Origin of the sequence: Alteribacillus sp. JSM 102045 (assembly GCF_041949975.1) — a bacterium.
Lineage (GTDB): Bacteria > Bacillota > Bacilli > Bacillales > Marinococcaceae > Alteribacillus.
The window spans coordinates 36741-54473 of the sequence record NZ_JBHFQG010000016.1; the positions used below are offsets into that span (position 1 = coordinate 36741).

The following is a 17733-nucleotide window of genomic DNA, read 5'->3' on the forward strand; positions in this document are numbered from 1 at the left end:
CTTTTTCCTCTGAACTTTTATTTAAGACAGAAAAATCAAAAAATTTATTATATTTATTTAATGAAATATTTAATCTTTCCATTCTAAATAAAATCCAGTTTTATGATGTTTTCCTTTTTTCACATACTCTAAGGAAACTCGCACGTCTTTAGAAGGAGATAAGGTGATTTGCTCCTTTCCATTCTCCACGGTCGTTTTTCCTTGTTTTCTTAAAGAGGCTGCTATCTCTTCTAAATGTAGAGCTGCTTCTTCTAATGTAGACCGGTTTTCTTTTTCGAACCGAATATCTTCTCCAAGGCGTTCCTGACCAAACATAACACTCTTCCCCCTCTGTTAATCATAGTATTGCTTCTATTATATCTTACTTTTGAATGAATGAAAAAGGTTGAGAGGATTTGGTTTGAAATAAAGAAAAAAAGGATAAGATACATGCAGGGTTTATCATATTTTTATCGAAATACAGGAGAAGATCAGTTTGGTGGGAATATACTGATCTTTTCTGTATAATGGTGAACAGTACAGCCAGGTTTTACATATTAATCTTAGCGGACTGTCTTATCATTTGACCATTATTGACCATTAAGTTATCATGGATTCAACAGCAATGATAAGCGCTGGATGTATTATATGATAGGAGGATGTATAAACATGAATCTAATACCTACAGTAATTGAACAAACTAACCGCGGGGAACGCGCCTATGACATTTATTCCCGTCTATTGAAAGACCGCATAATTATGCTGGGTTCAGGAATTGATGATAATATCGCCAATTCCGTAGTAGCACAGCTTCTTTTCCTTGCTGCGGATGATCCTGAAAAAGATATCTCTCTTTACATTAACAGCCCGGGTGGTTCCATTACTGCCGGAATGGCAATCTACGATACGATGCAGCACATCAAACCCCAAGTATCCACCATCTGTGTCGGTATGGCTGCATCAATGGGCGCGTTTTTGCTCACTGCCGGCGAACCTGGCAAACGTTTTGCTCTTCCAAACAGTGAGGTCATGATTCACCAGCCGCTCGGCGGAACACAAGGGCAGGCAGCCGATATTGAAATTCATGCCCGCCGCATCCTTGAAATGCGCGAAAAGCTCAACAAAATTCTTGCAGAGCGTACTGGCCAGCCACTTGAAGTGATTGAAAAAGATACGGACCGCGACAACTTCATGTCAGCCGAAGACTCTAAAAAATATGGCTTGATTGACGAAGTACTGTATAAGTAAACAAAAAAGCTCCGGCACCTCTTAAAAGGGCCGGAGCTTTTTTATTCTTCTTTTTCTACAAATTCAATGAGTGCCTGCATTGCTTCTTCTTCATCCGTACCATCGGTAATGATTTGAATCTTGCCGCCCGTTCGAACAGCAAGGCTCATGACGCCCATAATACTTTTGGCGTTCACTTTCTTCTCATCTCTTTCTAGAAAGATATCCGATTGAAAGCGGTTAGCTTCCTGTACGAATAATGCTGCGGGTCTTGCTTGCAATCCTGTTTTCAATTTTACTTCAGCCGTTTTTTCTACCACTCACATCTCCTCCATCCAAGATTATCAATACTTACGTTTTTTCAAGCTGTACCGTCTCACCTTTTCGAATTTTTTCTGCTAATTGATCAATTTTTCGTAGGCGGTGATTTACCCCTGACTTACTAACCGGGCCGTTAGGGACCATTTCTCCCAATTCTTTTAAGGTGACATCTTGATGTTTTACTCGAAGCTCTGCAATTTCTCTTACTTTCTCTGGCAAATTTTGAAGTCCGATTTCATTATCAACGAGCTGAATATTTTCTACCTGTCTTAATGCAGCACCAACTGTTTTGTTTAAGTTGGCGGTTTCACAATTAACCAGCCGGTTGACGGAGTTTCTCATATCTTTCATTATGCGGACATCTTCAAAATAAAGCAGCGCCTGATGAGCACCTACCACGTTTAGAAACTCTGTTATTTTTTCACTTTCTTTAATGTACAAGATGAATCCTTTTTTTCTTTCTAAACTTTTAGAAGGAAGGTGAAATTCATTTAATAAGTCACGTAATGCTTTATTATGTTCTTCATAAAACGAGAAAATTTCTAAATGGTAAGAAGACGTTTCGGGGTGATTCACGGATCCTCCTGCCAAAAAAGCGCCTCGTAAATATGCGCGTTTGCAGCAATTCATTTTGATTATGTCGGATGATATTGACCGGATAAAACGGTATCCATCTTCCATAATGCTTAAATCACTTAAAAGCTCCCGTGCATCTTCTGAGATACGGACTAAATAAACGTTGTTTTTTTTCAGCCGCATCTTTTTTCTTACCATTAATTCCACAACGGTTCCTTTGTACACTTTTTTGATCAACATATAAATACGTCTTGCTATCGCTGCATTTTCTGTAGAAACGTCTAAAAGCATTTCTTTGTTTCCAAAAGAAATAGAGCCATTCATTCTTATTAATGCAGCAAGTTCAGCTTTTGCACAGCAATCATCTGTTTCAAGCTGAGTTAATTCTTTTTTTGTCATAGCCGCAAAGGATGACATGTTGGCTCACCGCCCTTTACTCTTTCGGGCCGTATCTTTACAGAAGCGGCCTTCCCTAACCAATATTTAAAGTTCAGTTAATAAAGATTGCGATACTTTTACAGCATTGTGGCGTAAAAGATTATCTTTAAATTGCATAAACTCATCTTTAATAACTCTCAATCCCAGTTTTCCTATTCTGTTTTCATCACATAGAACAGGTACAGCGTCTTCCTCTGCATATCGTTTAATAATTTGCTCTGGTATGTCCCCATTATTCACTAGCACTGTATCTATAACTCCTTTGCCAGTGTGATGATAAATGGCTTCTACATGATCAGCTGCTGAGAAATGGTCCGTCTCTCCTGCTTGCGTCATGCCGTTGCATATATAAACTTTTCTCGCTGCTGCTTCCCGTATAGCATCCGTAATGCCTGGCACAAGCAGATTTGGAATAACACTTGTATAAAGACTACCCGGACCTAAAACAATCAGATCTGCTTTTTGAATTGCTTCAAGACTCTCAGGAAGAGGCTGAACCGTAGATGGTGACAAAAATACTCTTTTAATTCGCTTTCCTGACTTCGGTATGCTTGACTCTCCTTTAACAAAGGTGCCGTCCAGCATTTCTGCATGCAGTTCTATGCTTTGATTAGCGGCCGGGAATACTTTTCCCCGCACATTCAGCACTGTACTCAATTCACTTATTCCTCTGGCAAAATCACCGGTAATGGAAGTCATGCCGGCAAGTAGCAAGTTTCCTAACGAATGTCCGGTTAAACCGTTTCCATTTTCAAAGCGATGCTGAAATAATTGTTCAATCATCGGTTCTACTTCAGCAAGAGCTACTAAAACGTTACGGACATCCCCTGGGGGAGGAATATTAAATTCTTTACGAAGCCTTCCTGAACTGCCACCATCATCAGCAACGGTTACGATAGCTGTAATATCAACCGAAAAGGTTTTTAGTCCCCGCAACAGTACGGAAAGCCCTGTTCCCCCGCCGATGACTACGATGTTAGGCTTATCCACGATTGTATTTCTTTCCTTTCTCTAAATCCCGGTGACTTTTATGCGTCGCATAGTCCCCGGCAAAATAATCGCCTATATACTCAGCGAGGGTCACCGAACGGTGTTTTCCTCCTGTGCAGCCAATGGCTATAATAAGCTGGCTTTTTCCTTCCCGTTTATATTGAGGAAGCATATACTCGAGCATATCAATCAGTTTTTTTATAAATTCCTTTGTCTCTGACCATTTTAACACATACGAAGAAACTTCCTCTTCTAGACCGGTCTTCGGCTGAAGGTGGTCAATATAATGAGGATTTGGCAAAAAGCGTACATCAAACACGAGATCAGCATCGATAGGAAGACCATATTTAAAACCAAAGGACATAACATTGACAGAAAAAGCGTCTTTTTCAGGTCCTGAAAAATATTGGATAATGCGTTCGCGCAGCTGTTTCGGTTTTAAATCACTCGTATCAATAATTTGCCGGGCTCTTCCTTTTAAATCCTCTAGTATCTCTCTTTCGTGCTGAATACCTTCAAGAGGCGCTTCTTCAGCAGCCAGCGGATGAGAACGGCGTGTTTCTTTATACCGCTGTACAAGTATATTATCTTTAGCGTCTAAAAATAATATATGAGTGCTCAAATTGGACTGCAGCCGTAATTGATCAACAGCTTCAAACAAATGATCAAAAAACTCACGGCCCCGCAGATCAATAACTAATGCTACTTTATTCATTTTACCGCCGGAGTTTTCGATTAATTCGATAAATGTGGGAATTAATGCTGGAGGTAGATTATCGACACAATAATACCCTAAATCCTCAAAGCTTTGCATGGCTACTGTTTTACCAGCCCCTGACATTCCGGTAATGATTACTACCTGAATATCTTCATTTGGCTGACCCATGACTGCATCCTTCCCTTCTCTCTATCTTATTCGAATGTTTCTTCACTTTGCAGTTCGCAGGATATTAATTGGTAGGTTGGAGTATAACGGAAGGTGCCATACAATACACCGCTGTCTTCTAAAATGTGCTGTAAAATCCGCTGGTCTCCTTCTGCCATAGATAATGTGTTTACTTTTTCTTTTGGCTGCCAGGAAAGATGTCCCTCTGGAGATTCTTTCAGCAGGTTTCCTTCCCACTTTTCGGCCTGAAACGTAAACATCATCCATTCTGAAATTACTTTATCATTTTCTATGATTAAAAAAGTGAAAATACCGCGTATAACTGGATTTTTCACCGTGATTCCTGTCTCTTCCCAAAATTCACGGACAACAGAATCACGGACAGATTCTCCTGGTTCCATTTTTCCACCAGGTGCCACCCACCAATTTTTGCTGGGCTTTTGGAGCATAAGTAGTTGGTCATTATGGGTTAACACACAATTTGTGACACGCTGCATGTTCATCACCTCACATTTACTCTTATTAGTATACTATTTGTGAGGGGTTTTGCTCAATTTTTTCACATTTGTTCGTAAAATAATTAGAGAAGTTCGGATCAGCGTGTTTTAAAGGTCCCTAAAGGCGCTATGTCCTGTGGCACCGGCGGCATAAGTGCGTCCAGTAGCTGAATGCCAAAATTTTACTTATCCTGTTCATCAAAAAATTTTTATACTTAACCATGCAAAAAAAGAGCACAGGCCTCTGCCTGTGCTGCACCAGGATATATAAAAAGGGGGTCAATTACTAAATTAATTTTACTCTTTTTTTATTTCATGTTTGTTACAAAATCGTTAAAAACGATTTAAAATGAACAATTTTCGTCGCATTACGCTTCAACAGCATTTTTTAATTCTTCGACATAATGCTGGGCAGTTTGAGCTGCCAGGGAACCGTCACCCGTAGCTGTAACTATTTGACGAAGTGATTTTTCACGAAGATCTCCAGCTGCAAAAATTCCAGGGATTTTTGTTTCCATTTCTTCATTGGTTACAACGTAGCCCTCTTCGTTTAGAATGTCCAATCCTTTTACTGCATCATTTAAAGGAAGCATCCCGATATAGATAAAGACACCCTCTGTTTCAAACTCATAATCTTCTCCGGATTTCAAGTCAGTGAGTGTGACACTCCCAACTTTTCCGTTGTTTTCATTGATTTCTTTTACAACAGTGTCCCATTTAAACTCAATCTTATCATTTACAAATGCGCGCTGCTGCAGGATCTTTTGTGCACGGAGCTGATCGCGGCGGTGTACTACTGTGACTTTTGAAGCAAAACGAGTCAGGTAAACCGCTTCTTCCACAGCTGAATCTCCTCCGCCAACGACAACAATCTCTTTATCTCTAAAGAAAGCTCCATCACAAACCGCACAATATGAAACACCGCGTCCGCCTAACTCTTTTTCACCCGGCACTCCAAGCTGCTTGTATTCTGCTCCGGTTGCTACTATAACGGAACGGGTTTTGTATTCTTTGCCGCCCGCTTTGACGATTTTATATTCTTTTCCGTCTACGATTTCTTTCACATCACCGTAAGCGTACTCTGCACCAAATTTTCTTGCGTGTTCAAACATTTTATTAGAAAGGTCCGGACCAAGAATATGATCGAACCCTGGATAGTTCTCTACATCTTCTGTGTTGGCCATTTGTCCGCCTGGTACGCCGCGTTCAAGCATAAGCGTATCCATTTCAGCGCGGGACGTGTAAACAGCTGCTGTCATACCTGCTGGGCCGGCACCAGCAATGATAACATCATAAATTTTTTCTTCTGACATGGTGATTCACTCCTCTTTCATATCCATAATATCCCCTGTAAAGCTTTAGCGATACATTTTGATTTGTATTATTCATGCCTTATCGTAAATAAGTCCGGCGAATAAGTCCAATATTCTGCTTGAATGAAATAGTATAGTGAAAAAATAGTGCTACATTTGGTGGTATTGATAAGATTCATGATGAACATCGCTGGCTGTCAGCAGCCCATGCTGCATCTTTTCTAATAGTATAGAAGCTCCCTGATGGTTCCTTATTTCTGCTTGTTTCCACCATTTTTCGGCTTGATTATAACGGTTGGTTTGATAAGAAGCTACACCGTATTGAAAATAGAAGTTTTCATCTTCTGGAGAAAAGCGCTGAGCTAACATCCGGAAAAAATAGTATGCATCTTCATATTCTCTTAACCTGCATAACGTGGAAGCGATCCTCTGCAAATGATCTTTATCCATCGGCACCGTTCTCTTTAACATTTCCGCTGTTTCGGCAGCTTTTTTTTCTCGTCCCATTTCTTTATATAAAATAGCTAACTGACAAACGGCTGGCAAATATGAATTTTCTTCTAACAATTCTTTTATATAAGCTAACGCCTCTTCTGTCTGGCCTTTTAAGTGAAGAACTCGTGCCAGCTGACTTTGCGCAGGCCAGTATGACGGATAATCAGTAATTATATTCTCAAGAAGCGTTTCCGCCTCATAATATCTTTCTTCTTCTATCATACGTACAGCTTTTTCATAGGTTATGATTAGTTCATCTCCGGTCTTAGAAAACTCTTCTTCCTGTTCTGCCTCTTCGTCTTCGAACTTCAAAAGCTCAAGTAAGTCCTCAGCGTCAGCGGAAAAATCACCTTCCGGGGCAAACCGCAAATAAAGTCTTGCTGTATCTTTTGCCCGGTCGAACAGCCCTTGATAAGCATAATTGTTGGCCAGGAAAAAGTAGCACTCATACAAGGTTTCATCTAGTTTATCGAGCACATAGAGCAGCAATTCATTTGATTTTTCGTACTCAGCCATGTCGGCATAAATGGCTGCCAGCTGGCACCGGAAAACACCCTGATCCGGGTTTAATTCAATCGCCCGCCGTAAATATTTAACGGCGCGTGTCAGCTCCTTTTTTTGATAAGCCGTGACGCCCCGTTTAAAAAAGTATTCCCCGTTTTGTATAAAAGGAATCACTTGTCCCTGTTTTTGATCATCTTGAATTTTCATTACTTCCTTCCCCTCTCCATTAGGAGCACCGTTGCAATATGCCTAGTATATCATCACTTAGAAAGGAAAAAAAGCTGTTCATCAAGGGAATTTCCCCCTTTTTGAACAGCTTAAACAGATGATTACTTCTTACTGCCGTGTCGTTCATCGAGCACACCTAGTACTTCATCAAGGGGCATCTTTTGTTCACGAAGCAGAACAAATAGGTGATACAGCAGATCGGCACTTTCCCATTTCAGTTCTTCAGCGTCTCGATTTTTTGAAGCAATAATTACTTCACTTGCTTCTTCGCCGACTTTCTTTAAAATTTTGTCGACACCTTCGGTAAACAAATAAGTGGTATATGCCCCTTCAGGCATTTCCGCTTCTCTTTCAGCAATGGTTTGCTCGAGCTGGTTTAAAATAGCAAAACGTCCGCTAGTAGAATCTGGATCTTTTTCAAGAAGAGATTGGCTGAAACAGCTGTATTTGCCTTTATGGCACGCAGGGCCATTCGGTGTGACTTTCACAACCAGGGCGTCCTGATCACAATCATAGTGGATATCGGTTACATGCTGGGTATTTCCTGATGTTTCTCCTTTATGCCAAAGCTCCTGTCTCGAGCGGCTGTAAAACCAGGTCTCTTTTGTCTCTAATGTTTTTTGAACAGATTCTTTGTTCATATAAGCGAGAGTCAGTACTTCTTTACTAACAGCATCCTGAACAATCGCAGGAATCAAGCCTTTTTCATCGAATGTCAGCTCTTCTATGTTCATCGGACCCGTACCCCTTTCTCACGCAAGTATGCTTTCACTTCCTCGACAGACGTTTCTTTGTAATGAAAAATGGAAGCTGCTAAAGCAGCATCTGCTTCTGCGTCTTCAAATACATCAACAAAGTGTTCTTTTGCTCCTGCTCCTCCGGAAGCAATAATCGGAACCGTAACTGCTTCATTTACTTTATCCGTAAGGGCCAGGTCAAATCCCGTTTTAGCCCCGTCCTGATCCATGCTTGTTAAAAGAATTTCTCCGGCGCCCCGGCGGACTACTTCTTTAGCCCAGTCAGATACTTCCCAATCAGTAGGGGTTCGTCCGCCGTGGGTATATATTCTCCAAGAGCCGAGCTCTTCTTCATATTTTGCATCAATCGCAACCACAATACATTGTGAACCGAAATAATCAGAGCCTTCCGTAATAAGTTCCGGGCGCTTAACAGCGGCTGTGTTCAGAGACACTTTATCTGCCCCTGCCCGTAAAATAGTACGCATGTCATCTAAAGAATTGATGCCACCACCTACAGTAAATGGAATGGCAAGGGTACCCGCCACTTCTTTTACTACCTCGACCATCGTCTTGCGTCCTTCATGAGAGGCTGAAATATCAAGAAATACAAGTTCATCAGCACCTTGCTCATCATAAAAAGCAGCAAGCTCTACCGGGTCCCCAGCATCACGAAGGTCAACGAACTGGACTCCTTTCACGACTCGGCCCTCTTTTACATCTAGACATGGGATGATTCGCTTTGTAAGCATTTATTGATCCACCTCCGTGAGCGCTTGTTCGAGATCTACTTTTTCCGTATAAATCGCTTTACCTACAATCGCTCCTGCTACGCCCTCATTTCGGTAAAAGGCCAGCTCTTTTAAGTCGTCAAGCTTGCTGACTCCTCCAGAGGCGATTACTTTTTTCCCCGTTGCTTTTGCCAGTTGTGAAATGGCTTCGACGTTAGGACCAGATAGCATGCCGTCTTTTGCAATATCCGTAAAAATAAATGTTTCCGCTCCGTACTCTGCCATTTTCTGACCAAGCTCTACAGCTGTAACTTCAGACGTTTCCAGCCATCCGTTTACCGCCACATAACCTTCTCTTGCATCAAGGCCGATTGCAATTTTTTCTTTATATTTAGCAAGCATTTCTTTAGCAAAATCAGGGTGCTGAACAGCGACACTTCCTAAAATTACACGATCGACACCGTTCTCAAGATAATACGCCACGTCTTCGGCCGTTCGGATCCCTCCGCCTACCTGAATTTTAGCGGTTAGTTCTTTAGCGGCTTTTACAACAAACTCATCATTTACACGCTTTTTTTCTTTTGCTCCATCTAAATCGACCATATGTATCCAGGAAGCCCCGGCTTTTTCAAAGCGCGCGGCCATATCTACTGGTGAGTCTCCATAAACCGTTTCTTTATCATAATCTCCTTGCAGCAGCCGGACACATTTCCCGCCGCGGATATCGATGGCTGGATAAATGTTAAACTCACTCATAGGTTCGGCTCCCTTCTGCCACAATTTTTCCGAAGTTTTCTAGCATTTTCATGCCGAGGCAGCTGCTTTTTTCCGGATGGAACTGGGTCCCCATTACGAGTCCCCTCCCAACAACGGCAGGCACTTCTTGATAGTAATCGCTTGTCGCAACGAGCACGTCTTTATCCTGGGTTTCAATTATATAGGAGTGAACGAAATATACATGGCCTTCCTCTGTATCATACAGCATGTCATGATTCGGCTGCTGAAAGTTTAGTTTATTCCAGCCCATATGCGGTACTTTGTACGCCTCACCTGCTTCACTTTTCCCGGAAAATTGTTTCGCATAGCCCGGCAGAAATCCAAGTCCCTCGGTATCGCCGTTTTCTTCACTGCCTTCAAATAATAACTGCATGCCAAGACATATGCCAAGAAGCGGTTTTCCATCGGCTGCCCACGTTTTAATAAATTCTTCTTGCTGCTTTTCTTTAAGAAGTGTCATTGCATCCCGAAAGGAACCTACCCCCGGTAAAATCAATCCATCTGCTTTTTCAAGCTCTTCTGGTTCTTCGGATAAGAAATAAGAAAGGTCGAGCCGTTCTAGTGCTTTGCTGACACTGTGCAGATTTCCCATGCCGTAGTCGATAATTCCGATCATGCCCAACTCATTCCTTTCTTTATTGTTTTTTCTGGTCCGGCTTCCGTTTTTAGCCGTGTGTTTAAGTGATCAGGAGGTGGGACTGCGCTTCGGTGAGAAGTTTCAGCATCTATCTGATACATTCAGTGCTTTGCTTTCCTTATTTAGCTCTGCTCCCAACGATTTCAGCTCTTCGCTCACTCAATTCAGCTCTTCTCCGCCTTGGTTCAGCACTTTACCTCCTCGTCGCTACTTTACAGCATTCCCTTGCTAGAAGGCACACCTTTTACGCGCTCGTCTATTTGCGTCGCCTCATCAAGAGCACGCGCCATTGCTTTAAAGACCGCTTCAATAATGTGATGTGTGTTATGGCCATAATGAACAATCACATGAAGATTCATGCGGGCTTCAAGCGCAAACTTCCACAAAAATTCATGTACTAGTTCTGTATCAAACGTTCCGACTTTTTGACTTGGCAATTCTGCACAGTATTCAAGATGGGGGCGGTTGCTTAAGTCTACTACTACTTGCGCCAACGTTTCATCCATCGGAACAAACGCATTTCCATAGCGGCGTATTCCTTTTTTGTCACCGAGAGCTTCTTTAAAAACCTGGCCAAGGCAAATCCCGATATCCTCGGTCGTATGATGATCATCTACTTCGGTATCCCCTTTGGCGTCAATCGTTACATCAAAATGTCCGTGTTTGGTAAATAAATCGAGCATATGCGTCATGAAAGGGACACCGGTTGAAATATTGCTTTGTCCTTCTCCATCAATATTCATTTCTAAACGAATCTGCGTTTCTCCGGTGTTTCTTTCAACAGCGCTTGTACGTTCTGCCATTAGTTTTCCCCCTTTTTCCGAACCTCTATAGAGCGGGCGTGGCCTTCTAATCCTTCCAATCTAGCAATGGCTGCTATATTTTCTGCATCCCGCTCAAATGCTGTTTGGCTGTATGAAATAATGCTTGATTTTTTCGTGAAATCATCTACATTTAAAGGACTTGAAAAACGGGCTGTTCCATTGGTTGGAAGTACATGATTCGGGCCGGCAAAATAATCTCCGACCGGTTCAGCGCTTAACGGACCGAGAAAAATAGCTCCCGCGTGGCGAATTTTACCTAACAGTTCGTTAGGGTTTCCCGTCATGATTTCTAAATGCTCGGGAGCGAGCTGGTTCACGGCGTCCACCGCTTCATCAAGTGTAGCTGCTGTATAAATTGCACCGTGGTCATTAATAGAAGCAGATGCAATTTCTTTTCTTGGCAGGTCGGCAAGCTGTTTTTCTATTTCTGTTTGTACGTTTTCTGCTAACTCTTTTGACGTCGTCACTAATACTGCAGAGGACATTTCATCATGTTCCGCTTGAGACAAAAGGTCTGCCGCCGTATAATCGGGACGAGCCGTGTCATCAGCAAGCACGACAATTTCACTCGGACCGGCAATCATATCAATATCGACTTGACCAAACACTTCCCGTTTAGCAAGAGCGACAAAAATGTTGCCTGGACCTGTAATTTTATCGACAGCTGGAACGGATTCTGTTCCATAAGTAAGCGCTGCGACTGCCTGAGCTCCTCCAGCTTTTAAGATGGAAGTTACTCCAAGTTCTGCTGCTGTCACAAGAACTGCCGGAGCAAGCTTGCCTTCTTTATCCGGCGGGGATGTCATGATGATGTTTCTAACACCGGCTACCTGTGCTGGAATCACATTCATCATAATTGTAGAAGGGTAAGCAGCCTTGCCTCCTGGAACATAAACGCCGGCTGAATCCAACGGCGTAATTTTTTGGCCGAGCATCGTGCCGTCTTCATTTGTTGTCACCCATGACTGTCGAGTTTGGCGTTCGTGGAAAGAACGTATGTTTTTTATAGCCCGGCGCAATGCTTTCAATGTTTGCTCGTTGATATCGTCATACGCTTCTTTCATTTCTTTTTCGGTAACAAAAAGATTTTCCAGACGGACGCCGTCATACATTTCAGTTAGATCTTTCAGTGCACTGTCTCCGTTTTGACGAACCTGATTAATAATGGCTCCGACGGATTTCCGCTGCTTTTCGGTCCCTGTTTCAATGTCTCGAGTCAGGCTGACATCCTCTGTAAGCTCTATAATTTTCACGCTTCATCCTCCTCTACCACTCTTGCAAGACGTTCAACCAAATCATCAATGCGGGCATCTTTCATGCGGTAGCTGACCGGGTTAACAATCAATCTTGATGTAATCGGAACGATCGTTTCTAACTCTACCAGACCGTTTTCTCTTAATGTACGGCCGGTAGATACAATGTCCACTATTCGATCAGCCAGTCCGACAAGTGGTGCGAGCTCGATCGACCCGTTCAGTTTAATGATTTCTACTTGTTCACCTTGTTCTTTAAAATATTGTGTGGCGAGGTTCGGGTATTTAGAAGCTACCTTCGGATTGATATCCGTTTTTTCGTAACCAGGCAGACCGGCAACAGCAAGGTAGCATTCGCTAATGTTCAGATCAAGAACTTCATAGACGTCGCGCTCTTCTTCGATCATCGTATCTTTCCCAGCTACTCCTAAGTCTGCCACTCCGTGCTCTACATAGGTGGGTACGTCCATCGGTTTGGCTAAAATAAAACGAAGATCGGCTTCCGGCGCATCTACAATTAATTTACGAGAGTCATCAAATTCCGGCGGAAGCGGAAAATCTGCTTCTCGAAGAAGATATGCTGCTTCTTCAAAAATTCGTCCCTTAGGCATCGCTAATGTCAACGGTTCACTCATTGCTGCCGCCTCCTTGCTTCTTTCCTATAAAATATTGTACATCTCTAAAGGCTTCGCTCAATTCATCTACGTTCTCGACCCCTTGCAAGTCTTGCAGTACAACCTTATGCCCGCTTTCGCGAAGCTGCGCTGCTTCTTGGATCGCTTCTTTTCTGCGTTCTTTACTAAAAAGGATACATGTCTGCTGAGGCAATTCTTCCGTATCACCAAGCGCTTCAACCAGCAGATCCAGGCGGATACCAAAACCGGTGGCCTGGCCAGGACGGTTAAATTTTTGAAGGAGTTCATCATAACGGCCTCCGCTTGATAATGGGAATCCAAGCTTGCTGCCATATCCTTCAAAAACCACTCCCGTGTAATAGCTCATATGCATCACCAGGTTCAAATCGAGCTTAATATGCTCGCTGACACCGTATCCTTCCAGGACATCCCACAGCTGACGCAGGTCATTGATTGCTTTTGCTGCTTCTTCATTTTGGACAAGCTCTTCCGCCTCGTTTAACTTTTCCTCTCCGCCTCTTAGTTTCAGCAATCCTAATAAACGTCTTTCGTCAATAGAGGATAGTGGAAGGCTCTTCACGTGCTGTTTAAATCCGACATAATTTTTTTCATATAAATACCGGCGCAGTGTATTCGCTCTTTCTTCACTTCCTACCACATCAAGAAGTAGAGCATTTACATAGCCGATATGACCGATTGCTATTTGAAAATCCTGCAGCCCCGCTTTTCTTAATGCAGCGGCCATCAATGCAATCACTTCACCGTCTGCGCTTGCCGTTCCGTCTCCAACAAGCTCCACTCCCATTTGTTCGAATTCAGCCGGCCGGCCGCCCTCTCTTTGCTGTGCTCTAAATAATGGACTGTGATAAGAAAGACGGAGAGGAAAAGCTTGATCCTTTAGACTTGACGCTGCGACCCGGGCAATTGGCGCTGTCATATCTGGACGCAGGACGAGCGTATTTCCTTGCTGATCTAGTAGTTTGAAAAGCTGCTGATCCAAAATCGCTGAAGCAGTACCAACAGTGTCGTAATATTCCAAAGCAGGGGTCTCAATAGGAAGATACCCCCAGCTGTCTATTTCTTTTTCCATGCATTCTCTTACTTTATTTTTCGTTTGATAATAGGATGGCAAGGTGTCTCTCATCCCTACTGGTTTTTCAAACATAAAGGGTTTACTCATGACGTAAATGCTCCTTTCGTACTGCTTTCCACATACCATTGATCAATTATGTTTATTATTAAATATACAACTTTACTTTAGTATGCTAATGTACTAATGAGATAAAGAATATACCGTGTAGTTTACACGGGTTCCTCCTCCCCGTCAATAGTTTCATAAATCAAGCATAAGAAGCAGTAATATATAACCTTTTAAACAGAATGCTTCTCTGTGATTTATATTTTTTTTAAGATTAGCATATATGTAAAAAAGTCTCCTTCCCCATTATACAGCAATAAGGAAGGAGACTTTCAAAAGGTTCTATTGTTTCTTCACTACTTCAATAGGATCAAGAGGACCTTCATACAGTCCGCCTCCGCCAGAAGCGTCAAAAACCCGGATGCTTATAACGTTTTCCTGGCCAAACTCAATAGCATCTGCGGGAATCTCATATTCCCGTTCCCAATCCCAGGCTGAAAGCATACCATCTTCGCCTTCACCGGTTGGAAATTCTCCAGATTGAGCAATTTTTTCTCCGTTAAAATAGGTCGCATCTACATCATCAATTTTTCCAAGCTTTACTTTAAGGGAATACCCTTCCCACTCTGCAGGAATATCAATCGTTTTCCGGTACCAACCGTAAACATAATCTTCCGTGTAATCAGAGTGATCTTCCCAACTAGATGGAAGTATTACTTCCTGCCATTCGCTGTCATCAAAGTCGACATCTTTCCAGCGTGAATCATCTCCTTTTTTAAATAACCAGGTTCCTGAAAGGTCGATGGCTGGCAATGCAGCTAATTGTTCTTCTAGGTCTCCGATTGTTGTTTCATAAACGCCAGCTTCATCAGGAGTTTGATACGTAAAGGTGACTTCTTTGCTGCCCCCTCCGGCTTCTGCAGAAACCTCAACTTGTTTACTATCAACTGTTTCCCCATTAATAGATAACGGTACGTGTGCTGTTCCTTCATAGGTTCCGTAGTTCGTTACCGTAGCTGTCGCTGAGATTGCCTGATCGGCTGGTGTAACCTCCAGGTCGCTGTATTCAAAAGTTGGTTTTTTTTCTGTTACCGTAATAGTTTTACTATTGAGATCGTTAATACTTACTTCATAGTCACCTGTTTCAAATAACTTATCATAACTTAAGCTGACTTCTTTTGTATCCCCTGGACCGACTCTAACATTTTCTGCTGCTGTGGTTTGTCCATCAATTTGAAGCTCTAATTTTTTTCCAACGGTTACATCACCTTCATTTTTAACATTTACTTTAACCTCGAAGGTATCATTGGATTGAATTGTATCTGGAACTTCCGTATAAGACATCTCCGCTTTCGGGGCTTAATATCCGGGCAGTTCCTTGACTTCTTCTTTCGCTGCAGGATAGAGCCTGACTGCTTGGCCTCCACCAGCTGCTAGTGAAGCTACCAGTGTATCCTTAGAATCAACAATAACTTTATCAATAGAAACAGGAGTAGGGTTTGTCTCCCAATCTGTTTCTGGCCCATCGGAATAAATTTCAGCTACATATCTTTGACCGTTGTCTAAGAAATCTAGTTCTACATCCAAGTCGCGCACTTCTTCGTCTGTGGTACTTGCAATATACCATTCTTCCCCGCTGCGACGGACCACAGTAATATAATCTCCTATTTCACTATTAGGGACCATAATGTCATCCCAGGTTACGGGTACATCTTTTATGAACTTAAACTCTGGCAGAATGTTTCCATCTTCATCTTTATAGTTTTCTGGTAAATCCGTAACCATCTGTACGCCGCTAGTAATGTTAACATATTGAGCAATTTGGTGGGCGCGCGTTGTATGAACGCGATTATCAGGCTTATTTTCAATTTCAACGTCAAAGATACCAGGGGTATAATCTATCGGACCAGCTAGCATTCTCGTGAATGGAAGAATCGTTAAATGATCTGGAGGACTGCCTTCACTCCAGGCATTATACTCCATCCCCATGACTCCTTCACGGCTCATCCAGTTCGGATACGTACGATAAAGCCCTGTGTCTTTAATTGGTTCATGGGTATTAATCATTATTTTATGGTCTGCTGCTTTCTTTACGGCTTCCAAATAATGATTCACCATATACTGACCATGGTGGTTGTGACCTTCCGGGTTTTTAATACCGTCATCTGCTACATACCCATTCTTAATGGCGTGAATGCCTAAATCTTCATATAGCCTGTACGCTTCATCCATTTGTTCTTCGTAGTTTATGATGTCTCCGCTTGTTTCATTATGCATGATATATTCGACGCCGTGTTCTTTCCCGTAGTTTACAACTTCTTCTAGGTCAAAGTCAGGATAAGATTCTGTGAAGCTAAATAAAGCACCATTTTCTGTCCAATTTCCATCCCATCCTGTATTCCATCCTTCTACTAATAGGCCAATTTCTTGATTTTCACTATCCAAGTATTCATGTGCAAAATCGATATAATCTTTCGCATTTTCTGTTGAGGCGCCGTGATCGGGGCCAGATTCCCATGTTGATTTATCGATGTGCATTTCCCACCAAATGCCTACATATTTCATCGGGTTAATCCATGACGTATCCTCTAGTGCATTTGGTTCGTTTAAATTCAGAATCAGATCCGATTCAACAAGATCTCCGGCGTCTTCTCCAATTTGGATCGTTCTCCATGGCGTTTCGATAGGAAACTCGTCTTTCTTCACTTTCACATCACTATTCGGCCATGGAGCTAGGTAACTCTTAAACGTATTTTCTTCTTCTTCAGCTTTAAGGGCCATCTCCGCGTAATCAATTAATGCTGCCTCATGAACGGAAAGATGTATCCCCTCGGGAGTTTTCATTGTGAAAGGAGTGCTTACCTCCTCTACTTCACTTAATGGAGTTTCCGTATAGTTATATTCATAACTATTCCAGTCATTAGGGATCCACCAGGACGTATTATCACTTGAAAATTTAAATTCAGTATTTTCAGAAGTGATTTGTAGGTTTTTATCTAGGTTCTCCTGCTCTGGTAGAACGTATCTAAATCCTACACCATCGTTATAAACCCGAAATTCCAGGTTCATTTTCCGATGAGGAGCGTCTTTTTCCTGTAAATAAACCATTAGTTGTTTATAATGGTTTTTAATTTTATCTTTTTCTCCCCATACGGGTTCCCAATGGTCATTATAATTTTCGATAGATGTATCCACCACTTTGAAACTTCTGTCTAAAGGGGCCTGTTCTTTAAATTCGAACCCTAATGATGAAGGTTCTATAAGAGTAGTGTATTCAAAAGATAGTCGATATTGAGGCTCACCTTTCTCAGTGAGATCAAATTCAAGGTTCACCTTCCCATCAGGTGAGCTAACAGATGTTTTTAATTTATTATTCCTCCCTGAACGTTCGGAAGAATCAGCCCATACGGTTGAGACCAAAAGCATTACTAAAGCAAATGCAAAAAACAGTGTGATGCTCTTTTTTATAATCATTTTTTCCTCCTTACTTTATGATTTTTGAAATAACCTAATAACATCTCCTTTATTTGGATTAAAGTCAGCGCTT

19 protein-coding genes are annotated in these 17733 nt (G+C 42.1%); 1 reads left to right on the forward strand and 18 read right to left on the reverse strand.

Annotation, left to right across the window (positions count from 1 at the left end; all coding sequences use genetic code 11):
• Nucleotides 1-69: 69 nt before the first annotated feature.
• Nucleotides 70-315: an amphi-Trp domain-containing protein gene (locus ACE1TI_RS12015; protein WP_375007810.1), complete on the reverse strand. Its 246-nt coding sequence runs from the start codon at nt 313-315 to the stop codon at nt 70-72.
• 333 nt (nt 316-648) lie between these two features.
• Between ACE1TI_RS12015 and clpP the strand changes: the two genes are divergently transcribed.
• Entirely contained in the window at nt 649-1227 is a 579-nt protein-coding gene (gene clpP, locus ACE1TI_RS12020) for an ATP-dependent Clp endopeptidase proteolytic subunit ClpP (RefSeq protein WP_375007811.1), read from the forward strand.
• A gap of 41 nt (nt 1228-1268) precedes the next feature.
• Here clpP and ACE1TI_RS12025 read toward each other — a convergent pair whose 3' ends face one another.
• The 17 genes from ACE1TI_RS12025 to ACE1TI_RS12105 all read right to left on the reverse strand — a co-directional run bounded on the left by ACE1TI_RS12025 (nt 1269) and on the right by ACE1TI_RS12105 (nt 17660).
• Complete coding sequence (locus ACE1TI_RS12025; RefSeq protein WP_375007812.1) at nt 1269-1526, reverse strand: HPr family phosphocarrier protein; 258 nt, start codon at nt 1524-1526, stop codon at nt 1269-1271.
• Between the two features lie 31 nt (nt 1527-1557).
• Nucleotides 1558-2520 (reverse strand): DNA-binding protein WhiA, encoded by a 963-nt coding sequence (gene whiA / locus ACE1TI_RS12030; protein ID WP_375007813.1) that lies wholly within the window; start codon nt 2518-2520, stop codon nt 1558-1560.
• A 66-nt stretch (nt 2521-2586) separates the two neighbouring features.
• Nucleotides 2587-3531, reverse strand: coding sequence for a gluconeogenesis factor YvcK family protein (locus ACE1TI_RS12035; protein ID WP_375007814.1), 945 nt, complete (start codon nt 3529-3531; stop codon nt 2587-2589).
• Nucleotides 3524-4417: an RNase adapter RapZ gene (rapZ, locus tag ACE1TI_RS12040; RefSeq protein WP_375007815.1), complete on the reverse strand. Its 894-nt coding sequence runs from the start codon at nt 4415-4417 to the stop codon at nt 3524-3526. The genes ACE1TI_RS12035 and rapZ overlap by 8 nt, the downstream gene beginning before the upstream one ends.
• Nucleotides 4418-4443: 26 nt before the next feature.
• The gene (locus ACE1TI_RS12045) at nt 4444-4914 is read right to left on the reverse strand and encodes an NUDIX hydrolase (RefSeq protein ID WP_375007816.1); all 471 of its coding nucleotides are present in this window, start codon (nt 4912-4914) and stop codon (nt 4444-4446) included.
• A 368-nt stretch (nt 4915-5282) separates the two neighbouring features.
• Nucleotides 5283-6227: a thioredoxin-disulfide reductase gene (gene trxB / locus ACE1TI_RS12050; RefSeq protein WP_375007817.1), complete on the reverse strand. Its 945-nt coding sequence runs from the start codon at nt 6225-6227 to the stop codon at nt 5283-5285.
• Between the two features lie 150 nt (nt 6228-6377).
• Complete coding sequence (locus ACE1TI_RS12055) at nt 6378-7433, reverse strand: tetratricopeptide repeat protein (protein WP_375007818.1); 1056 nt, start codon at nt 7431-7433, stop codon at nt 6378-6380.
• 122 nt (nt 7434-7555) lie between these two features.
• Nucleotides 7556-8188, reverse strand: a complete 633-nt coding sequence (hisIE, locus tag ACE1TI_RS12060; RefSeq protein ID WP_375007820.1) for a bifunctional phosphoribosyl-AMP cyclohydrolase/phosphoribosyl-ATP diphosphatase HisIE — start codon at nt 8186-8188, stop codon at nt 7556-7558.
• Nucleotides 8185-8943: an imidazole glycerol phosphate synthase subunit HisF gene (gene hisF, locus ACE1TI_RS12065; RefSeq protein ID WP_375007821.1), complete on the reverse strand. Its 759-nt coding sequence runs from the start codon at nt 8941-8943 to the stop codon at nt 8185-8187. The genes hisIE and hisF overlap by 4 nt, the downstream gene beginning before the upstream one ends.
• Nucleotides 8944-9678 (reverse strand): 1-(5-phosphoribosyl)-5-[(5-phosphoribosylamino)methylideneamino]imidazole-4-carboxamide isomerase, encoded by a 735-nt coding sequence (gene hisA / locus ACE1TI_RS12070; protein WP_375007822.1) that lies wholly within the window; start codon nt 9676-9678, stop codon nt 8944-8946.
• A complete protein-coding gene (gene hisH, locus ACE1TI_RS12075) occupies nt 9671-10315 on the reverse strand; it encodes an imidazole glycerol phosphate synthase subunit HisH (protein ID WP_375007824.1) in 645 nt (214 codons plus the stop codon). The genes hisA and hisH overlap by 8 nt, the downstream gene beginning before the upstream one ends.
• Before the next feature lie 233 nt (nt 10316-10548).
• The gene (gene hisB / locus ACE1TI_RS12080) at nt 10549-11139 is read right to left on the reverse strand and encodes an imidazoleglycerol-phosphate dehydratase HisB (RefSeq protein WP_375007825.1); all 591 of its coding nucleotides are present in this window, start codon (nt 11137-11139) and stop codon (nt 10549-10551) included.
• The gene (gene hisD / locus ACE1TI_RS12085) at nt 11139-12413 is read right to left on the reverse strand and encodes a histidinol dehydrogenase (RefSeq protein ID WP_375007826.1); all 1275 of its coding nucleotides are present in this window, start codon (nt 12411-12413) and stop codon (nt 11139-11141) included. The genes hisB and hisD overlap by 1 nt, the downstream gene beginning before the upstream one ends.
• Nucleotides 12410-13048 carry an ATP phosphoribosyltransferase gene (gene hisG / locus ACE1TI_RS12090; protein ID WP_375007827.1) on the reverse strand — a complete coding sequence of 213 codons (639 nt, stop codon included), beginning with the start codon at nt 13046-13048 and terminating at the stop codon, nt 12410-12412. The genes hisD and hisG overlap by 4 nt, the downstream gene beginning before the upstream one ends.
• Complete coding sequence (locus tag ACE1TI_RS12095; protein ID WP_375007828.1) at nt 13041-14228, reverse strand: ATP phosphoribosyltransferase regulatory subunit; 1188 nt, start codon at nt 14226-14228, stop codon at nt 13041-13043. Before ACE1TI_RS12095 ends, hisG begins: the two co-directional genes overlap by 8 nt.
• Nucleotides 14229-14528: 300 nt before the next feature.
• The gene (locus ACE1TI_RS12100; RefSeq protein WP_375007829.1) at nt 14529-15530 is read right to left on the reverse strand and encodes a COG1470 family protein; all 1002 of its coding nucleotides are present in this window, start codon (nt 15528-15530) and stop codon (nt 14529-14531) included.
• 15 nt (nt 15531-15545) lie between these two features.
• Nucleotides 15546-17660 carry a glycoside hydrolase family 97 protein gene (locus ACE1TI_RS12105; protein ID WP_375007830.1) on the reverse strand — a complete coding sequence of 705 codons (2115 nt, stop codon included), beginning with the start codon at nt 17658-17660 and terminating at the stop codon, nt 15546-15548.
• Between the last annotated feature and the right edge of the window lie 73 nt (nt 17661-17733).

Coding starts and splice junctions, on each gene's coding strand:
- ACE1TI_RS12015 (WP_375007810.1), bottom strand. CDS start 315: ATGTTTGGTCAGGAACGCCTTGGAGAAGATATTCGGTTCGAAAAAGAA.
- clpP (WP_375007811.1), top strand. CDS start 649: ATGAATCTAATACCTACAGTAATTGAACAAACTAACCGCGGGGAACGC.
- whiA (WP_375007813.1), bottom strand. CDS start 2,520: ATGTCATCCTTTGCGGCTATGACAAAAAAAGAATTAACTCAGCTTGAA.
- rapZ (WP_375007815.1), bottom strand. CDS start 4,417: ATGGGTCAGCCAAATGAAGATATTCAGGTAGTAATCATTACCGGAATG.
- ACE1TI_RS12045 (WP_375007816.1), bottom strand. CDS start 4,914: ATGCAGCGTGTCACAAATTGTGTGTTAACCCATAATGACCAACTACTT.
- trxB (WP_375007817.1), bottom strand. CDS start 6,227: ATGTCAGAAGAAAAAATTTATGATGTTATCATTGCTGGTGCCGGCCCA.
- ACE1TI_RS12055 (WP_375007818.1), bottom strand. CDS start 7,433: ATGAAAATTCAAGATGATCAAAAACAGGGACAAGTGATTCCTTTTATA.
- hisIE (WP_375007820.1), bottom strand. CDS start 8,188: ATGAACATAGAAGAGCTGACATTCGATGAAAAAGGCTTGATTCCTGCG.
- hisF (WP_375007821.1), bottom strand. CDS start 8,943: ATGCTTACAAAGCGAATCATCCCATGTCTAGATGTAAAAGAGGGCCGA.
- hisA (WP_375007822.1), bottom strand. CDS start 9,678: ATGAGTGAGTTTAACATTTATCCAGCCATCGATATCCGCGGCGGGAAA.
- hisH (WP_375007824.1), bottom strand. CDS start 10,315: ATGATCGGAATTATCGACTACGGCATGGGAAATCTGCACAGTGTCAGC.
- hisB (WP_375007825.1), bottom strand. CDS start 11,139: ATGGCAGAACGTACAAGCGCTGTTGAAAGAAACACCGGAGAAACGCAG.
- hisG (WP_375007827.1), bottom strand. CDS start 13,048: ATGAGTGAACCGTTGACATTAGCGATGCCTAAGGGACGAATTTTTGAA.
- ACE1TI_RS12095 (WP_375007828.1), bottom strand. CDS start 14,228: ATGAGTAAACCCTTTATGTTTGAAAAACCAGTAGGGATGAGAGACACC.
- ACE1TI_RS12100 (WP_375007829.1), bottom strand. CDS start 15,530: ATGTCTTATACGGAAGTTCCAGATACAATTCAATCCAATGATACCTTC.
- ACE1TI_RS12105 (WP_375007830.1), bottom strand. CDS start 17,660: ATGATTATAAAAAAGAGCATCACACTGTTTTTTGCATTTGCTTTAGTA.